12 protein-coding genes and 6 pseudogenes are annotated in these 15,833 nt (G+C 56.5%); 9 read left to right on the top strand and 9 right to left on the bottom strand.

Going from position 1 to position 15,833, the window contains the following annotated elements:
• The first annotated feature begins 3 nt into the window (after positions 1 to 3).
• Both R6X40_RS24295 and R6X40_RS24290 read left to right on the top strand, forming a co-directional pair.
• Positions 4 to 390: a hypothetical protein gene (locus R6X40_RS24295; RefSeq protein ID WP_318416841.1), complete on the top strand. Its 387-nt coding sequence runs from the start codon at positions 4 to 6 to the stop codon at positions 388 to 390.
• Positions 391 to 653: 263 nt separating this feature from the next.
• Positions 654 to 1,112 carry a pyridoxamine 5'-phosphate oxidase family protein gene (locus R6X40_RS24290; RefSeq protein WP_318417000.1) on the top strand — a complete coding sequence of 153 codons (459 nt, stop codon included), beginning with the start codon at positions 654 to 656 and terminating at the stop codon, positions 1,110 to 1,112.
• 80 nt (positions 1,113 to 1,192) lie between these two features.
• Here the strand turns inward: R6X40_RS24290 and R6X40_RS24285 are convergent.
• Positions 1,193 to 1,591: pseudogene (locus tag R6X40_RS24285) on the bottom strand (efflux RND transporter permease subunit); the annotation flags it as partial.
• A gap of 205 nt (positions 1,592 to 1,796) precedes the next feature.
• Here R6X40_RS24285 and R6X40_RS24280 point away from each other — a divergent pair.
• Positions 1,797 to 1,994 carry a hypothetical protein gene (locus tag R6X40_RS24280; protein WP_318416840.1) on the top strand — a complete coding sequence of 66 codons (198 nt, stop codon included), beginning with the start codon at positions 1,797 to 1,799 and terminating at the stop codon, positions 1,992 to 1,994.
• 212 nt (positions 1,995 to 2,206) lie between these two features.
• On the opposite strand, the gene R6X40_RS24275 is transcribed toward R6X40_RS24280, so the two are convergent.
• Positions 2,207 to 2,497, bottom strand: coding sequence for a hypothetical protein (locus R6X40_RS24275; RefSeq protein ID WP_318416837.1), 291 nt, complete (start codon positions 2,495 to 2,497; stop codon positions 2,207 to 2,209).
• A gap of 430 nt (positions 2,498 to 2,927) precedes the next feature.
• Between R6X40_RS24275 and R6X40_RS24270 the strand changes: the two are divergent.
• A pseudogene (locus R6X40_RS24270) lies at positions 2,928 to 3,290 on the top strand (efflux RND transporter permease subunit); the annotation flags it as partial.
• Between the two features lie 55 nt (positions 3,291 to 3,345).
• Here R6X40_RS24270 and R6X40_RS24265 read toward each other — a convergent pair.
• From R6X40_RS24265 to R6X40_RS24245, 5 genes and pseudogenes are all read right to left on the bottom strand, one after another.
• Positions 3,346 to 4,326: pseudogene (locus tag R6X40_RS24265) on the bottom strand (IS5 family transposase).
• A gap of 249 nt (positions 4,327 to 4,575) precedes the next feature.
• Positions 4,576 to 7,521, bottom strand: a complete 2,946-nt coding sequence (locus R6X40_RS24260; RefSeq protein WP_318416835.1) for a PAS domain-containing protein — start codon at positions 7,519 to 7,521, stop codon at positions 4,576 to 4,578.
• Positions 7,522 to 7,685: 164 nt separating this feature from the next.
• Positions 7,686 to 8,699, bottom strand: coding sequence for a hypothetical protein (locus tag R6X40_RS24255; RefSeq protein WP_318416832.1), 1,014 nt, complete (start codon positions 8,697 to 8,699; stop codon positions 7,686 to 7,688).
• A gap of 168 nt (positions 8,700 to 8,867) precedes the next feature.
• Positions 8,868 to 9,941 carry a sensor histidine kinase gene (locus R6X40_RS24250; RefSeq protein WP_318416829.1) on the bottom strand — a complete coding sequence of 358 codons (1,074 nt, stop codon included), beginning with the start codon at positions 9,939 to 9,941 and terminating at the stop codon, positions 8,868 to 8,870.
• Positions 9,917 to 10,384, bottom strand: a complete 468-nt coding sequence (locus R6X40_RS24245) for a hypothetical protein (RefSeq protein ID WP_318416826.1) — start codon at positions 10,382 to 10,384, stop codon at positions 9,917 to 9,919. Before R6X40_RS24245 ends, R6X40_RS24250 begins: the two co-directional genes overlap by 25 nt.
• A gap of 234 nt (positions 10,385 to 10,618) precedes the next feature.
• Here R6X40_RS24245 and R6X40_RS24240 point away from each other — a divergent pair, with 234 nt between their 5' ends.
• Entirely contained in the window at positions 10,619 to 12,304 is a 1,686-nt protein-coding gene (locus R6X40_RS24240; RefSeq protein ID WP_318416824.1) for an FAD/NAD(P)-binding protein, read from the top strand.
• Positions 12,305 to 12,319: 15 nt separating this feature from the next.
• On the opposite strand, the gene R6X40_RS24235 is transcribed toward R6X40_RS24240, so the two are convergent.
• Together R6X40_RS24235 and R6X40_RS24230 are read right to left on the bottom strand one after the other, a co-directional pair.
• Positions 12,320 to 12,781: an MOSC domain-containing protein gene (locus R6X40_RS24235; RefSeq protein WP_318416821.1), complete on the bottom strand. Its 462-nt coding sequence runs from the start codon at positions 12,779 to 12,781 to the stop codon at positions 12,320 to 12,322.
• A gap of 208 nt (positions 12,782 to 12,989) precedes the next feature.
• Entirely contained in the window at positions 12,990 to 13,460 is a 471-nt protein-coding gene (locus R6X40_RS24230; protein WP_318416818.1) for a hypothetical protein, read from the bottom strand.
• Positions 13,461 to 14,266: 806 nt separating this feature from the next.
• On the opposite strand from R6X40_RS24230, the pseudogene R6X40_RS24225 reads away from it, so the two are divergent.
• The 4 genes and pseudogenes from R6X40_RS24225 to R6X40_RS24210 all read left to right on the top strand — a co-directional run.
• A pseudogene (locus tag R6X40_RS24225) lies at positions 14,267 to 14,448 on the top strand (hypothetical protein).
• A 29-nt stretch (positions 14,449 to 14,477) separates the two neighbouring features.
• Positions 14,478 to 14,774 (top strand): hypothetical protein, encoded by a 297-nt coding sequence (locus R6X40_RS24220; RefSeq protein ID WP_318416998.1) that lies wholly within the window; start codon positions 14,478 to 14,480, stop codon positions 14,772 to 14,774.
• A gap of 398 nt (positions 14,775 to 15,172) precedes the next feature.
• Positions 15,173 to 15,409, top strand: a pseudogene (locus R6X40_RS24215) (IS6 family transposase); the annotation flags it as partial.
• Positions 15,407 to 15,811: pseudogene (locus R6X40_RS24210) on the top strand (efflux RND transporter permease subunit); the annotation flags it as partial. The pseudogenes R6X40_RS24215 and R6X40_RS24210, both read left to right, overlap by 3 nt.
• Positions 15,812 to 15,833: the final 22 nt, after the last annotated feature.

Here is a 15,833-nt window from a genome sequence, read left to right as displayed (position 1 = left end):
GTCGTGCTGGTCGCTGATGGTGCCGACATCATCGACTGGGCGGTCGGCGATGCAGTCATCAATCTCTATATGCGCGATTTCTTCGTCTGGCCGCCACTCGCAGATCTGGGCATGGGGCTGAGAGCAGGTGCCGAGAATGGTCTCCTCACCGAATATACCGTGTTGCCGGCAAAGCGTCTGGTACGGGCGCCAAAATCCTTGTCGATGAGCGAGGCTGCGACGATCCCTTGCGCAGCACACACTGCATGGACGGCGTTGACGAAGCTTAGCCAGGCTCGCCCCGGCGACACCGTCCTGAGCCTGGGCACCGGGGGCGTCGCGCTGTTCGCACTGGCGCTGTGCCAGAAGCTCGGCATCAAAGGCAATCGTTACGACAAGTCAGGAAGATAAGCGCCAACGTCTGATCGATATGGGTACGACTGATGTCGTCAACTATCACGACGATCTTAAGTGGGGTGAGACCGTCAATTTCGGTGCGGGGACATCGGAAAGCGACGCCGACCCACCCCATAGGAATAATCCTTGAATTGCGTCAATGAAGGTGATGGTGGTGGCAACGAGCCACTAGTCTCTGACGCCGATTTCGAAAAAAGAGGTCGCGATCCGTGCTATCATTCCGGAGGGGACAAGTGATGTCCCAGAAGGAATATCCGATGATCTTGAAAGAGATGACCAGCGAGGACTGCGTTGACGTCCTTGCGCGCGGCCATATTGCCCATCTTGCCTGCGCCAGGGACCACCGGCCCTATGTCGTTCCGATCCAGTATGCGTTTGAATCCCCTAGCCTCTATGGCTTCTCCATGCCCGGCCAGAAGATCGACTGGCTGCGAACCAACCCTCTGGTCTGCATCCAGGTAGGCGAAATCGAGAATAACGAGGTCTGGCGCAGCGTTGTCGTCGAGGGACGCTACGAGGAATTCCCGGACAACGAACAATGGCACGACGAACGGCTGCATGCCTGGTCGCTGCTGGAAAAGCGAAGCAACTGGTGGGAGCCCGGCGCCATGAAGCCCAGCCCGGCTGGAGAGACCGGCAAAACCGTGGCGCCGGTCTTCTTCGTCATCCATATCGAAGGCGTCACCGGCCGGCAGTCGGCTGCGGGCGGAAACTGATAGATTGAATGACCCGCTAAGCGGATGCGGGATCGGTGCGGGCGCGGGCTGGCACAGATGGAGATTGCGGAAGAGCTTTGGCTCTTGATGTCGATCGATCCGGCAGGCGTGACGGTGTTCTGTCTCTGCAAGGCTGCAGCGATATCCTGGGCGGATACACCAAGTGTTGCTAGCTTGGCAAACGAGAACTCGACGAAGATCGGTTTGGGGCGTTCCCCGATGATGTTGATCTTCTTGACACCCGGAACATGCAGCAGATCCTGACGGATGATCTCCGCCTGTCGCACGAGGTCGCGCATCGGCATTCCCTTTGCCTTCAGGGCATAGAGGCCAAAGCTGACGTCGGAGTATTCATCGTTCACAAATGGGCCCATTACGCCCGCAGGCAGATTCCTCGCCTCGTCACCAAGCTTCTTGCGCGCCTGGTAGAACTCCTCTTCCACGGCCGATACTGGCGTATTGTCCTTGAGGGTGGCCGACTGCATCAAACTTGGCGACGCTGAAGGCATCCGATGAGGACACTGCTGGCATGCAGCATCCCTGCCCGCCTAACGAGTTCGCCCATGGCCGCGAATAAGGGGGAATATCGCTCTAATGCAACAGCTCCCCCCGCACTTCATGTGGAGCCACAGGCTGGTAAAAAAACGGTCTTGAAGGATTTATTGGGACCGCTAAAATCTCCCGATGTTCTGGAAGAAAAAGCCCAAGGCTGTAAAAGTTCTGCGATCCAAAATTGTGACGATTTCGGAGGCGCCGGAATTGGGTTTGCTTACGATCCAGACGGATCAAGATCAAGTTCGCTTGATAATCGACCAAGCCAATGCTCGTCAGCTCATGGAAGAGTGTCTGAAGCTGCTGGGCTATCCGGCAACAATGAAGTAAGCGCCAGCGCTGCACCCTCACGAGATGTGGATGCTCGCGCCGAAGCTCTTACTCGGCAAATCTAGGGCTACTTCAAAGGTGACAACACAGGTGGAACAACTGCTATGCAGTGGCTCGACCACAACAAGCTGCTCGGTGGTCCTGCTCACATTACCGCGGTTTGTCGCAATGCGATGACGCCACCCCCCGCGGAGCAAGTGAAGGGCATCTCCTTATACCCCGTTGGGCACTCCTTCGGGGGAAAGCTTAAGGTCCAACCAATCAGCATACTTCGCCAACTGCATCGACAAGTCCCGTGCGGCGGCGGCCGAGATCGAAACTTGAATTTGATGAGGAGCTCTGTCTGTGCCGTTGTAGATTTCTTGCTCGCGCTGCGAGCGAACGTATCCCACGCGCATCACCATCTGCCCCAGCTCGGATGCGACGCCCCATTCGACCAGCCGATTTGTCTTCACGTCCCCGTTTTCTTCAAAATCCCACTTAGACATGTCGGTATCGGCCATCGCAAAACTCCTGTTAGGAGGACGTTATGCGATCACATTACGCTGAGCCCACCTAATCCCCTACCAACCATTAGAGGTAGGCTGAGTGCACGGGCAGTGCCTCCCGACCATGCGAAAAGCGAGTGTTCGGGCGACTCTGAGCAAACGAGTGCTGAGTTCGTCCTCGTTTCTCATCCCCACCTGGAACAGCTCGATGAGGCTGCTAGCAAGCATTTGACCTTCGACACTATCGGGGGAGATGCCCAAATAACGGCATCGTTTGCTCAAAACTCGCTCGAGCAAGGTGAGGTCGTCAGCAGAAAGCACACAATCGGACGTGGCACGCTCCCACATCTGAGCCTGACCAAAATGTGATTTCGGGACATCAAAAAATCAAGATGGGAAACGGCATATTTCCCCCGGCTCCTGCGGAGACTGACAGCGACCGGATAGAGGACCACAGGTCTTCATCCGCTTTGACGGTGCCTATAACAGCGTGCAGGCAATTTCCGATACGCCGATTGCTGTCGGGGGACGAACCCTGAAACTATCCGATCTGGCCGATGTTCGGCGCGGCTATCAGGATCCTGCGACCTATGTCATCCGTCATGAGGGCGAGCCGACCATCATGCTGGGTGCGGTGATGCAGGCCGGCTGGAACGGGCTTGATCTCGGCAAGGCGCATGAAGCCCGGTCGGCGGCGATTTCGCAAACATTGCCGCTGGGGATGACATTGACCAAAGTCAGCGATCAAGCCGTCAATATCCATGAGGCTGTCGGCCAATTCATGCTCAAGTTCGCCATGGCGTTGGGTAGCCGTGTTGCATCGATCAAATTTTGTCTGAGGTCGCCCTTACCCCAGACGGATTTCAGGCGGTGCGCTCGAATTTCGGACGGCCAAGTCCGGTCATGGTGTTGAGAACACGGACGCCGATCCTGGCTTCTGTCTGCTGATTTTCGAAGTTTCGTGCGCGAAGTTTCCGACCAATGACGCTCTTCCATCGGCTCATCTGGGTCTCAACCCGGCTGCGCTGATTATGACCGCTGGAGACTTGCCAGCCCATCCGCCCCTTCGCATGTATTTCGACAATATGGCGATCTCGAACAGTGGGCTCGCGTGCACAGTTGGCGCTGGCAACAGCGGTCCTGGGTGGAGGGATGATAACCGCAGTGTTCTTGCTAAGGCGTGTCTCCAGAAGATGACGGGTTAGCGCTCCGTCATAGGCACCATCAGCGATAAATCGGTTTACTGGGACATCAACCTGATCGAGAAGATCCCGCAAGGCTGTGGGATCACCGACGTCATCGGTGGTCAGATCGGAGCAGATGATCTCACCGCTGCTCAGGTCAAGGCCGAGGTGCAACTTGCGCCAGCGTTTGCGCTTCACCTTTGTCTTGTGCTTGTTTTCCAGCCACTCGCCTTCACCGAAGACTTTTAATCACGTGCTGTCCACCACCAGATGAACTGGACCGCGGCTTGCCGATTGGCACCGTGCCGGTGGCAACTCCAGCCCCTTGCCGCGACGCGACAACGTCGAGAAGTCCGGTACCAGGACATTGATTCCCATCAAACCAGCCACACTGCGCATCAGGCCTTGGGTTTGGCGCAGCGCCAGACCGTAGACGGCACGCAAAGTCAGGCACAATGTGATGGCAAGCTCAGAATATGTCCGCTGGCCGCCTCGCGATTTCCGGCGCGCAGCTGACCATTGCGCCCGCGCATCCTCGCATACCCAGATGGTCAAATCGCCACGCCGGCGCAAGCTCTCGTTATACTCCGACCAGTTCGTCACCCGATGTTTCTGCCTGGCAACCTTATCGCGTCGGGCGGAATTGAACTTATGAGGCATGCAGGCAATCCTGAAATCGATATCCCACGCTCAATATCATCTGGTCACTGATCGGTGCAACAAAGCCCCTACTACCGGGTAGCAGGTTCGTGTTGGTTCAAGGCGTGGGATCAAACGTGCAGCGCTGGCGATGTCATCGGCACCACAACGATCCCATTCCTCAAATGAACGCTCCCAGAAGGCAACGCCCTCTCTCACCCGTTTTTCATTGGCCACCCTTTCGTCGCGGCCGCCAAAGTTTTCGAAAGATCATTCCTTTCGGACAACTTCCCAGGCTTGCTTTATCGCCGATCGCAAGTCTTCGGCACCATATGGTTTCGTGACCACCACCGCGTCTGCAGGCAAAGCACCGGAGTGGCGGTCGTGTCCTGTCGCGTAGACGACCCCAAGCGCGGGCTGGCGTCTTCGCGCCTCTTCGGCAAGCTGGGCGCCCCCCATATCCGGTAAGCCGAGGTCCGTCACCAGTATGTCGATCGATCGGCTTTCGAGCAAAGCAATTGCCTCCGTTCCCGTTCCAGCTTCGACGACGGAGTGTCCGAGCTCTGTGATCATGTCGGCGGTGTTGAGCCTGATGAGGCCATCATCCTCGACGAGCAGGATCGACAGGGCGGTGGGCCCCGTCTTTTGAACCGATTGGACTGGTACGGAAGCTGATGACGAAGGTTGATATCTTTGCGCCCGGTTGGCGAGGATATGCCTGATCTTCCTGGCCAGTGCTTCGCGGGTGTATGGTTTCGATAACAGTTCGACCCCCGGATCAAGCCGTCCGCCATGAACGATGGAGTTCTCAGTATATCCCGAAGTGTAAAGGACAGCGAGATCCGGTTGACGTTCTCGCGCTTTTCTGGCCAGCTCCGGGCTCTTCAAGGTGCCTGGCATGACAACATCCGTGAACAGCATGTCGATGGCCATTCCCGCTTCAACAATGATCAATGCGGCATCAGCATTTGGAGCCTTCAGGACCTTGTAGCCAAGATCCGTCAGGGTCTCGACGACTGTCTCCCGGACTTCGTTGTCATCCTCCACCACCAGGATCGTCTCGTTTCCACCAACGACCGGACCAGAGCGCAGAACAACCTCGCGGTCTTCCTTTTCAGTAGCACGGGGAAGGTAAAGCTTGACCGTAGTTCCGTGTCCGACCTCACTGTAAAGCTTGATGTGGCCGCCAGATTGGCGGACAAAACCGTGAACCATCGACAGGCCGAGACCCGAGCCTTTTCCTTCTTCCTTCGTTGAGAAAAAGGGATCGAAAACTTTCTCCAGGATTTCGACGGGGATGCCTGAACCGTTATCGGAGACCGACAGAACGACGTACTGGCCGGGTATGACCTCCTCATGGGCTTGGGCGTAGGCGTCATCGAGATAGGCGTTCCCGACCTCAATGGTCAGTTTGCCCACTCCGTTCATCGCGTCCCGGGCATTGATAGCCAGATTGAGCAGGGCGTTCTCAACATTTGTGGGATCAATCAGGCAATTCCAAAGTCCGCCGGAGATAATGGTTTCAATTTCCACGGCCTCACCAAGTGACCGGCGTAGCATGTCATCCATTCCCTGGACGAACCTTCCGACGTTGATAACCTTCGGATCAAGGGCCTGCCGCCGACCGAACGCCAGCAACTGGCTGGCGAGCTTGGCGCCACGGCCGACACCGGCAAGGGCGTTGGTGACGCGTCGCTCCGCGCGCTCGTTTCCACTTATGTCCTTCATCAGCAGATGAAGGTTTCCCGAGACCACCTGAAGGAGATTGTTAAAGTCGTGTGCGACGCCTCCCGTCAGCTTGCCAATGGTCTCCAGCTTCTGCGCTTGAAGAAGTTTCGCCTCGGTTTTGCGGCGCTCCTCGATCTCCTCGGTGACACGGCTTTCAAGGGTTTCATTCAGCTGTCGGAGCTGCTCTTCGGCGCGTTGGCGATGGCGGACCTGTCGTTCCAGATCCTCCGACCGTTCCTTGAGTTTGCGTTCGGCAAACCTCTGCTCGGTGATGTCTGTGTGAACGCCGACCCATTCGACGATCTCGCCGCTGTCGGAAATGATAGGGTTTGCCCGGATCAGAAACGAGCGCCATTCACCGTCATGTCTTCGGACGCGATGCTCGTGGACAAAGGTCCGGCGTTCCGCGACGGCCTGGTTCCAGGCGTCGATCGTGGGCGCGCTGTCTTCCGGGTGGACGGCATTGGCCCATCCGTAGTCCTGATACTCTTCCGGTGATTGGCCTGTCAGCGCCGCCCATCCGGCTTGCTCACCTATCATCCGACCGTCGGCACTGTTCGTCCAGAGGACGCCATGGACGACGTCCATCGCCGTTCTGAACCTTTCGATGCTCTCGGCAAGACCAAGTTCGAACCGCTTCCGGTCATCGATGTCGATGATCAGGACGTAGATGCCATCGATCCCACCATTCGCTCGACGCGGGACGTACCGGACCTCTGCATGACGCCATGTGCCGTCCGGCCGCAATATCGGGGCGTCGGTGACGATCGTCTCACCCGCCAGCGCGCGCAGGATGAGCGGCCGACGCTTCTCAAAATATTGCTTTCCGATAATCTCCTCAACCGGACGCCCAACCACCTCGACCGGAGTATGACCGAACCATTCCTTGTAAGCATCGTTGGCAAACCGGTACGTCAGGCTTGCGTCGATGAAGCCGACGAGGATAGGCAGCGCGTTGGTGAGGCTGGCGAGTTCAGCGCGGCTGATGGCAAGAGCGCTGATCGCCTGATATTTTTCGGTATTCTCCAGAACAGTACAGAGAACGCCATCAACCTTGCCGCGCTCATCGTATATAGGGGTGTAGAAGAGATCGAATATTACAGTTTCCGGTGCGCCGTCTCGTTTCAGAACCAGCGGCTGGTCTCGAAACGACTGCACTTCGCCGCGCAAACCGGCGTCGAGTATTTTGCTGTTCCAATCCCAGATTTCCGGCCAGACCTCTTTGACGCGGCCACCCAGCGCGCGCGGATGGTAGCCGCCGGCGATGGCAATGTAGCCGTCATTGTAGATCATCACGTGGTCTTCTCCCCACATCAGGACCTGGGGGATGGGGGAATTTACGATCGAGTTGACCTTGATGCGCAGATGCACGGGCCAAGCCGATATCGGCCCCAGCGATGTGCTGGACCAGTCGAATGACCGTATCCGCTCGCCCATTTCTCCGCCGCCAATCGGCCAGTGAAAAGCCCTATCCACATCCTCTGTCATTGCCATCGTTCACCTGATAATGCCTGTCCGGACGATAAATAGGCGAAGAATTGTCAATTTGCCAGTCTTAACAGATGTTTCGGCCGCTTACGCTTTCACCATCTCCGATGGACGGGAACGGCAATGGTCACGCATTTAACCCTCCTAGCGCAATCCGCGACGCGCTATTCCTGAACAGCCTTATAGTGCCATGGCGACACCTGCCGTCCATGCAGATCCGTGCGGTCGTGGACAATCTCGTTGGACAGGGTGTCGTCGATACGTCCGCGTGCCGCTTCTTCACGATCAAGAATCGTTCGACGTCGAACTGGGTCATGCTCCCAAAGAAGCGCTTCCTGGCATTCAAGGACGCGGGCGCGCTCGATCAGCACCTTCGGATGCATATGCAGCCAGCGCACGAAGGCGATTGCCCCCCGCGTGTTCTGCCAAAGATCGCCGCAATGCTCCAGATAGTCGCGCGCCGTCTCAGGTTCGGCCATGTTCGTGCCGTGCCATATGGCAAGCGGCATCGGGTCTGGATTGCCGCACAACATCTCTGCGATATAGCCGTTCGCCACAAACCCTTGCCGCAAGCTGGTCGCGGCAGAGACGGCACTGCCGCTGCGAAAACGCAGCAAGGCGCGCTCATAGTGATAGGGAGGGTATTGCGTGTCCTCATCGGCGAAGATGCGTTCGGCTTTTCCGGTGTCACCTGCCCGCAAATATTCCGAACCGATCAGAAAGCGGATGCCTTGATTGTCGTTCGGGTTCCACACCAGCATCTTTTCCATGAGCGCGATTGCTTCGCGGCGCTTGCCGAGCCGCAGCTGGCAGAGGACAGCGCCGTGGTAAGAACGCAGAAACGGACGGTTCTCCAGGAAGCCCCATTCTATCGTGCCCTTAAACTTAGGTGGAATGGCGTTGTCGCCGGCTTCGATACCCCGAAGGCAGGCTTGAAGGGCGAGCTTTGGCTTGCCCTCTTCCATCAACGCGTTGCCAAGATGCGCATGCCCGTCGATGAAGTGGGGGTGGCGATCGACGATACCCTTTAAAATCTTGAGATATTTTGCGGGCTTGATCTTCCCGGCGTCGCGTTGCTCGAGCGCGTCGTCAAGTTCGTCGACGATCTCGTCATAGTGATCGCCATGGCGGAAGATGCCACCATCCTCGAATGTTTCCATTACGATAGGGCCGTCCATGCTAACTGGCTCCTTTCTGCGAGTAACTGCGGTGGATATCTCATCGCTCTGGGCTGACGAATCTAACCCGACTGAAAGCCATAATTATCACGAAGAGCCTATTTTGATAGTACCGCGAATCCAACGACAGCTTGCCCAAACGAAGAGCGGTTGGCCACAAATTCCGCTTCAATCTTTCGGATCAGCTTCGCCAAACGGTGAAGACAATACGTTGTCCAGCTTGGACATCGGGGTTTCCAAGGTGCACGTCAGACCGCGTTCGGAGTATGTGATCGTCGGTGACGCGCCAAAATCAGCATGCAGCAGACGCTCGATCAACTGAGATCCAAAACCTTTGGAATTGGGCACAGCGACGGGCGGTCCATCGACCTCGACCCAGCTGAAGCGGAATATTGGATCACCGATTTCGATTACGGTCTCCCATGTCACGACGACGTGGCCGAGTTCGACCGACAGAGCCCCATATTTTGCAGCATTCGTCGCCAGTTCGTGGACTGCCAATGCCATGGACAGGGACTGTTTTGCCCCGAGCATGATCGGCGGACCGGACACGACGAATCTCCCCACTCTGTCTTCATGGGGCCCAAGGGCGTTTTCAACCACGACACCGATGTCGGCCGTCGCCCAGGCGTTCGCGGTCAGGATATCATGGGCTTTGGCGAAGGCGCTCAGTCGTGCCTGAAAAGCCCGGAGCGCGTCATCGCGGCCGGTCCCCCGCAAGGTCTGGCTGGCGATCGCGCTCACCATTGCCAAAGTGTTCTTGACCCGGTGTTTGAGTTCGTCGTTGAGGAGGCGCAGGCGTTTTTCGGAGTTGACATGCTCGGCGACATCGGCGCCCTGGACGAAGACACCTGAAACCGTCCCGTCGAAATCGTGAATAGGCTGGTACACGAAATCCAGGAACGTCTCTTTTTCAGGCGCATGCTCGTCGAAACGCAAAACAAGCGGAACCCTCGTTCCGACATGGGCGCTGCCGGACTGATACACGCCATCGAGAAGCTCGAAGAAACCTTGGCCAGCAGCCTCCGGAACCACTTCACGCACCGGCCGTCCGATGTAGTCGCGTGGGCCGATCAATTGACGATAGGCGGAGTTTGTCATTTCGAACACGTGGTCGGGACCGCGCAGGACAGCTGTAAAGCCCGGCGTCTGCTCGAAGAGCTGCTGTAGCCTCGCTGTCTGGTTTTTTAGCGCCTCGACTGCGAGATGCTCTTTCGTCACGTCATTGCACACGACAAGCACGCCGCCGACCTCGCCGTTAAATCGATCGGATTATACCCGTATGTCCACCAGACGTCCTCGCGCCGGCCATTACGTGTCACGGGCACCAACCGATCTTCATCCCAGGTGGAGCCCGCCCCCGATAGAACATAGTCGATCTGCGGCCCGATGATGTCCCAGATTTCCATCCAGCATGCCCGGCCGAACGCACCGAGCGCACTGGGGTGACGTTCGGGTCCCATCGTTTTCGAATAAGCATCGTTGTAAAACTGGATGAGGTCGGGTCCCCACCAGATGAACATGGGTTGCTGCGAACCTAGAAGAAGCCGGACTGTGAGACGCAGGCTTTGTGGCCAGGTCTCGGGTGGCCCAAGAGATGTTTTCGACCAATCGAAGGACCGGGTGAGGGCTCCCATTTCGCCACCGCCGTCCAGGAAGTCGACGCCCGAGGTGGTGGTAAGCATAATCGGCTCCTGATCTTTCTTTCGTTAGATCAGCTACTGCCGAAGCGGTCCAGACAAAAAGGTCCCAGGACCATGTAACAAGTGGGCATTGCTATGGTCCAGCCAAGGTGCCTGCCCTCCGTGAGGAAGGTGGCTGTGATCATGCCGGGGAACAAATGAGCGCCTTACGTGTTCCATATCGCCCCCATGTTCCTCGAATTGCGTTGAATGTCCCGGCGTGAGGAATTTTTAAGTATGATCAGAATTGCAATCATCGGATCTGGTCCGACAGGTATCTATACTCTGAAAGGTCTCGTTGGCTCTGCTGTGCCGATATCAATCACGGTTTTCGAGGCCGAGAGCGATCCGGGAAAGGGGACACCCTACCATCCCGACATCAACGATCGCGCGATGCTCTCCAACATTGCAAGCATCGAGTTGCCCGTGATCTGTGAAACGCTTGTTCAATGGCTCCGTCGGCAAACGAATGCTGACCTTCAGCGGCTGCTCGTCAATCGGGACGCGATCAACGAGCGGGAATTCTATCCACGGGTTGTTCTTGGCGAGTTTCTACAGGCGCAGTTTATTCGGCTTGTCGCCACTGGACAGCACAATGGCCACGTCATCGATGTCAGGGCGCGCCAGCGCGTGGTCGATATTGCACTCCAGACGGATGATATTCGGGTGACAGTCCAGCATCCGGATGGATCGCGCGCCGAATTCGCATTCGACCATGTGGTGATGGCAACCGGTCACGACTGGCCCGAAAACATCGAGGTGAAGCCCGGATATTTCGTGTCTCCATGGCCGGCACACGCGCTCAAGCAGATCGGCAATTGCCCTGTCGGAATTCTCGGGACATCGCTGAGTGGGATCGACGCGCTGATCACGGTGGCAACGGCTCATGGCGCATTTTATCTCGACGCTGCCGGACAACTGCAATTTCATGCGAGTGCGCACAACGAGAACTTCCATGTGACGATGATGTCGCGCAAGGGACTTCTACCAGAGGCGGATTTCTATTGTGAAATTCCTTACGTTCCGCCTCTGTTTTGCACGAACGAAGCCATCGACGCGCTTCTGGCCACCGGCCGGCACGACCTTCTCGACGAAATCTTCGAGCTGTTCAAACAGGAACTGATGGCTGCGGATCCGGACTATGCGGCCAAGATTGGACTGTCGATGCTGACCGTGGAGACGGTCGCATCCGCCTATTTCGCAGCGCGCGAACGCATAGATCCCTTCGTCTGGGCCGCGCAGAATCTGGCCGAAGCCGAGCAGAACAAGGCCAACCGGTACACTGTGCAATGGCGCTACGCGATCATCAGAATGCACGAGGTTATAGCCAGAGCCATTCCGCAACTGGATGAAACCGATCTCGGTCGATTTCACAAGCATTTCAAGACCGTGTTCGTGGACGATTATGCCACTGTTCCCCACGCCTCGATCGCCAGATTGTTGGCACTGCACCGAGCCGGTATTTTGGACATCGTCGCATTGGGCGCGGACTATACCATCAGCGCAGACGGTGTGGAGAGAGGTGTCGTGTTGACGCATCAGGGCGAGACCGCCCGATACGAAGCCTTTATCGACGCGACAGGCCAACATGCGATGTCTGCCGTCGATATTCCATTCCCGACGCTGATCGAGCAAGGCGTCGTGCGCAAGGCGACCACACCGCAGGCCCAATCGGTGATAGGGTCCGAAATCGCTGAACGTACCGTGCGAACCGGCGGTATCGATCTTGATGCAGCTTTTCGGCCGAAGTTCGAAGACAACCTGTGCAATCACCTCTACTGCGCAGCAATCTCGTTCCTGCTGCACAAGTTGCCGTTCGTCCAAGGGATTACCAGCGCCCACGACATTGGCGTGGTCGTTTCCGCGGCAATCCTGAGCGACATTGAACAGGCAAATGCTGGCCGGTTTCAGATGTCCGCATAAACCGGATCACCGACGCTAACTGGTCCAGCCTGTTTTACATCGCAATAAACGCCAAGATTTCTTCGGTTGTGTCTTAAGATGTTTCGCAGAATTTCGGGATCCTCTTTGAGCCCAAGGCTGTGCGATCAGTGTCATGCCACATCGTTTCGTTCCCTCAACCACGTTGCATCGCATGTCGCCGATCTGCAGTGCATTGCCGATCCAGTTGTTTTCCAGAAACACGTTTTGCTCCTCACTCTCGATGAGTATCGACGGGCGAAAACGTCGTCGGTCGGTGTCGCTGAAACCGCCCAGCTCAGACAGTTTCTCCAGCGATGCGGTCTTTAGAACGTGAAGAGCACTTGGAATGCAACGGTTCGCTACGATCGGAAACCTGCTTTCATCAGCGAGCGCCGATTGCGCATACACGCCTATGGCGACTGAAAACCCGAAGTGTTGCTCGAGCGTGGCAGGCAGGCTGGTGTCGTCAAGATGCATCCAACGCCCATCCGGAAATCCGATCTGCGGTAGGCCTCCTCCACTTCCGTCACACGTCATAAACAATGCCGGTCGCCACCGAGGCTCTTTTTCAGGCGGGTAAGCCGTTTTCAAGATCAAACAACGCAAATTCGCGGTCGCCAATAACGTCACTTGGAGACGTTTTGATGCTGTCCATCAACTCGCCGCTAATTCGCCAAGGGCGCTCTCATTCAGATTTTGTCCAGCTGAAGACGAGCCACTTATATCGAGAACTCCCTTCCTGCTCCGCCGTGTAGGTCATCTGCATGTCGCCGCCCTTCGCATAGATGTCGAGCCTGGGTGCGGTATCCAAGGCGAGCCACAAAGAGTCGTTAGTGAATGACCAGGTTCCACACCAGACGCACGGGCTTGAAGCAGGATCACCGGGCTGATGAAAATTGTAACGTCCGTCCGCTGTGATCTCCAGGTAGTCGAATGCACCGTAAAATGCAGTTACTGTCTGCTGAAATTCCGTCGCGGCCGCTTCCTGCTCCTGAGTAGCCGTCCCTGCCAGATCCCGTGGCGGCCGAATAGCAGACCCGGCGAGCTTCCATTTGCCTATAAAGTCCTGGTTAGCCGGTAGATATTCCGTTTGAGCGTGTGCTCCGGGAACTGGGACCACCGCCAGCGCATAAGGAAAAACAACCGCACCCAACATCAACAACACCGCGAGACTTGCTGCTTTACATCGATTCCACATGGATTCCCTTTCAGACGCGAAACTTTCAGTAATGCCAAAAAAAGGACCTTAGGACAATCCGTTTCCAGCGCGGAATCAGTCTTAGAAGCGCTTGCACTCCCTCAACAGATTCTCGTGCCAAACTGAACGTCACTGCCAACGGGGGGGAATGGTGGCGGAAGCCTGAGGCTGCTCTGCTACGTCCGAAACTTTGTGCCGTGCAGCCAAGATCGCCGGCCTCTAGGCGCCGCCCCAAAGCCGGAAAGGGATATCTCGTTGCCGGCAACGCGGACTTACCGATCGAGCGGACGACAACTCAAAGGCAGCTTAGCGCCGAACCTGGGTTAAACTATTTTCACCGGCAATCTTTGTCGGCCGCATCGGTTGCCCTGAACCCTACCCCTCACATGAGAATTTTTGACAGGCGTTGCAGCTGCTGTCATCGCGATGACGGCGAATTCGGTTTGGACATGCTCAATTTCCACAAATTATGCACGGCACCTGGCGACAGCACCTTTCATTGTTGCACAAGAGATAAGCAAACACCTCTGCAGCGAGAGCGCGATCCACAGACGTTCAGCCGAAGAGCTCGGCTCGGCCCTTTTTCGTACGGGATGCCCATTTTCATCGCCTACAAACGAAGTGATGGGGCAGGCTTGGTGACAAAAAGCGAAGGTGCCCATTAACGAAACCCACTATATCATCCGTCTGACTGCGCATTGCCACCGACGACGATGCTCACCTCATTTGGAACAGCTTAGGGCAACGCCTTGAAGTGGGAAGTCATGATTGCAGCCTATATAGATGAATTCATCATGTTTTGTGCCGGCCTGTGGATGGCGTCGGTGGGCTTTGGTTATATTCCGCCATCAGAAAATCTGACAAACCGGCTGCCGGTGGTTCGTCACTTCAAGTGGCTGGGGCCTTGCTGCTCGCTATCGCGATCATTCTGGCGGGCGCCTCATAGTGGCCATAAAAAAGGGTGCAATTGCCGCAATGAATAGTGTTTTGACCTGCACCTCCTGTGGATTGAATAAAACGGAATCTGTCGTCCATTTCGGTTCGTATATTCTCCGATGCGCCGCTTGCGGTGAAACAATCGTCTCGACATCATTCATCGCAATGCTGAACTCAGAGTATGAGTGTTCAGCCTTTGTCGATCCAGGGCCCGGGCAACGCCCTACGCCAGAGACGTTTGTCGCGCGCGGGCCACTGCGGCTGATCGCAACGGTAATCAGCGCCGCGGCGAGTGACGGTACTTTGATACGTCTGATTTCCGAACCATCGAATTAAAGCGGCGTTGTTTGCGAAAATGCCCGGAACGCATCGAGTATGTGGATACGGCGAAGGCCATCTTTGTGGTAATATCCGAGAGCGTATTGAACGGCTCGTATGATTGGCGGCAAGTCCCCGCCTGTCTGAAAGGATGCCGGATCCGGAACGGCGGCCCGAACCGTTGCTGCAAATAGTACGGTCTACGCCGGGAACCCTGGCAGCCAACGAAAGCAAGCCGTCTCGGGAGAAACTGACACTGACCGGATTTACCGACAGCTTCGAGCGCTGGGTTGCAACGGCAGCTAAGATGCTATCCAACCATAGGCTTTGTCGCAAACTTTTCGGGTCGTTTGCAACGTGACGGCGGATGTCATAGATCCGGTGGAAGATGAGCAGGTAGTTTGAGTTCCGCGAACATGGTCGATTTCAAAGGCAGTCACTACCCGAAAGGCGTGATTTTATACGCGGTGTTTTTCTACGTCAGATATGCAGTCTGCTATCGCGATCTGGAAGAGATTATGGCCGAGCGCGGCGTTCCCGTTGACCACGCGACGCTGAACAGATGGGTTGTGAAATATTCGCCGCTTATTGCCTGCCGTGCTCACCGCCGGAAATCCGAAACCAACAGCTCTTGGCGAATGGACGAGACTTATAATCAACCGTTCGGCTTCAACGCCGTCCTCGGCTTGATCGGACTGGCAGGTATCCTGATGGGTAACACGTTGATCCTGATCGAGCAGATCAAGGAGAACCAAGCGGCGGGACTCGATGACTATCACGCCGTCGTCGAGGCGACGGTGCAGCGGACACGACCTGTCATCCTGACGGCGCTTGCGGCGATCCTGGCGTTCATACCTTTGACCCACTCGGTGTTCTGGGGATCGATGGCTTATACGCTGATCGGCGGAACTGCGGCAGGCACCGTGATGATCCTGCTCTTCCTCCCGACGCTTTATGCTGTGTGGTTCCGGATAAAGCTGCCGAAAGCTGGAATTCATCCGCAAGCGGATGACGAAGGGGTACCGGAACACGCGCGAGCCATGGCTGCCGAATAGGGTATGCCATGGTCCCTTCAAT

It is taken from the genome of Rhizobium sp. PL01 (assembly GCF_033447125.1).
Classification (GTDB): Bacteria; Pseudomonadota; Alphaproteobacteria; order Rhizobiales; family Rhizobiaceae; genus Pararhizobium.
Note: the sequence above shows the minus strand (reverse complement) of the source record. Positions and strands in the feature narration are given on the sequence as shown.

Bases quoted from the DNA above. Each gene is read 5' to 3' on its own strand.
- R6X40_RS24275 (WP_318416837.1), bottom strand. From the start codon at position 2,497: ATGGCCGATACCGACATGTCTAAGTGGGATTTTGAAGAAAACGGGGAC.
- R6X40_RS24230 (WP_318416818.1), bottom strand. From the start codon at position 13,460: ATGTTGGGTGCGGTTGTTTTTCCTTATGCGCTGGCGGTGGTCCCAGTT.
- R6X40_RS24245 (WP_318416826.1), bottom strand. From the start codon at position 10,384: ATGCTTACCACCACCTCGGGCGTCGACTTCCTGGACGGCGGTGGCGAA.
- R6X40_RS24260 (WP_318416835.1), bottom strand. From the start codon at position 7,521: ATGACAGAGGATGTGGATAGGGCTTTTCACTGGCCGATTGGCGGCGGA.
- R6X40_RS24220 (WP_318416998.1), top strand. From the start codon at position 14,478: ATGAATAGTGTTTTGACCTGCACCTCCTGTGGATTGAATAAAACGGAA.
- R6X40_RS24255 (WP_318416832.1), bottom strand. From the start codon at position 8,699: ATGGACGGCCCTATCGTAATGGAAACATTCGAGGATGGTGGCATCTTC.
- R6X40_RS24235 (WP_318416821.1), bottom strand. From the start codon at position 12,781: ATGCATCTTGACGACACCAGCCTGCCTGCCACGCTCGAGCAACACTTC.
- R6X40_RS24280 (WP_318416840.1), top strand. From the start codon at position 1,797: ATGTTCTGGAAGAAAAAGCCCAAGGCTGTAAAAGTTCTGCGATCCAAA.
- R6X40_RS24240 (WP_318416824.1), top strand. From the start codon at position 10,619: ATGATCAGAATTGCAATCATCGGATCTGGTCCGACAGGTATCTATACT.
- R6X40_RS24290 (WP_318417000.1), top strand. From the start codon at position 654: ATGATCTTGAAAGAGATGACCAGCGAGGACTGCGTTGACGTCCTTGCG.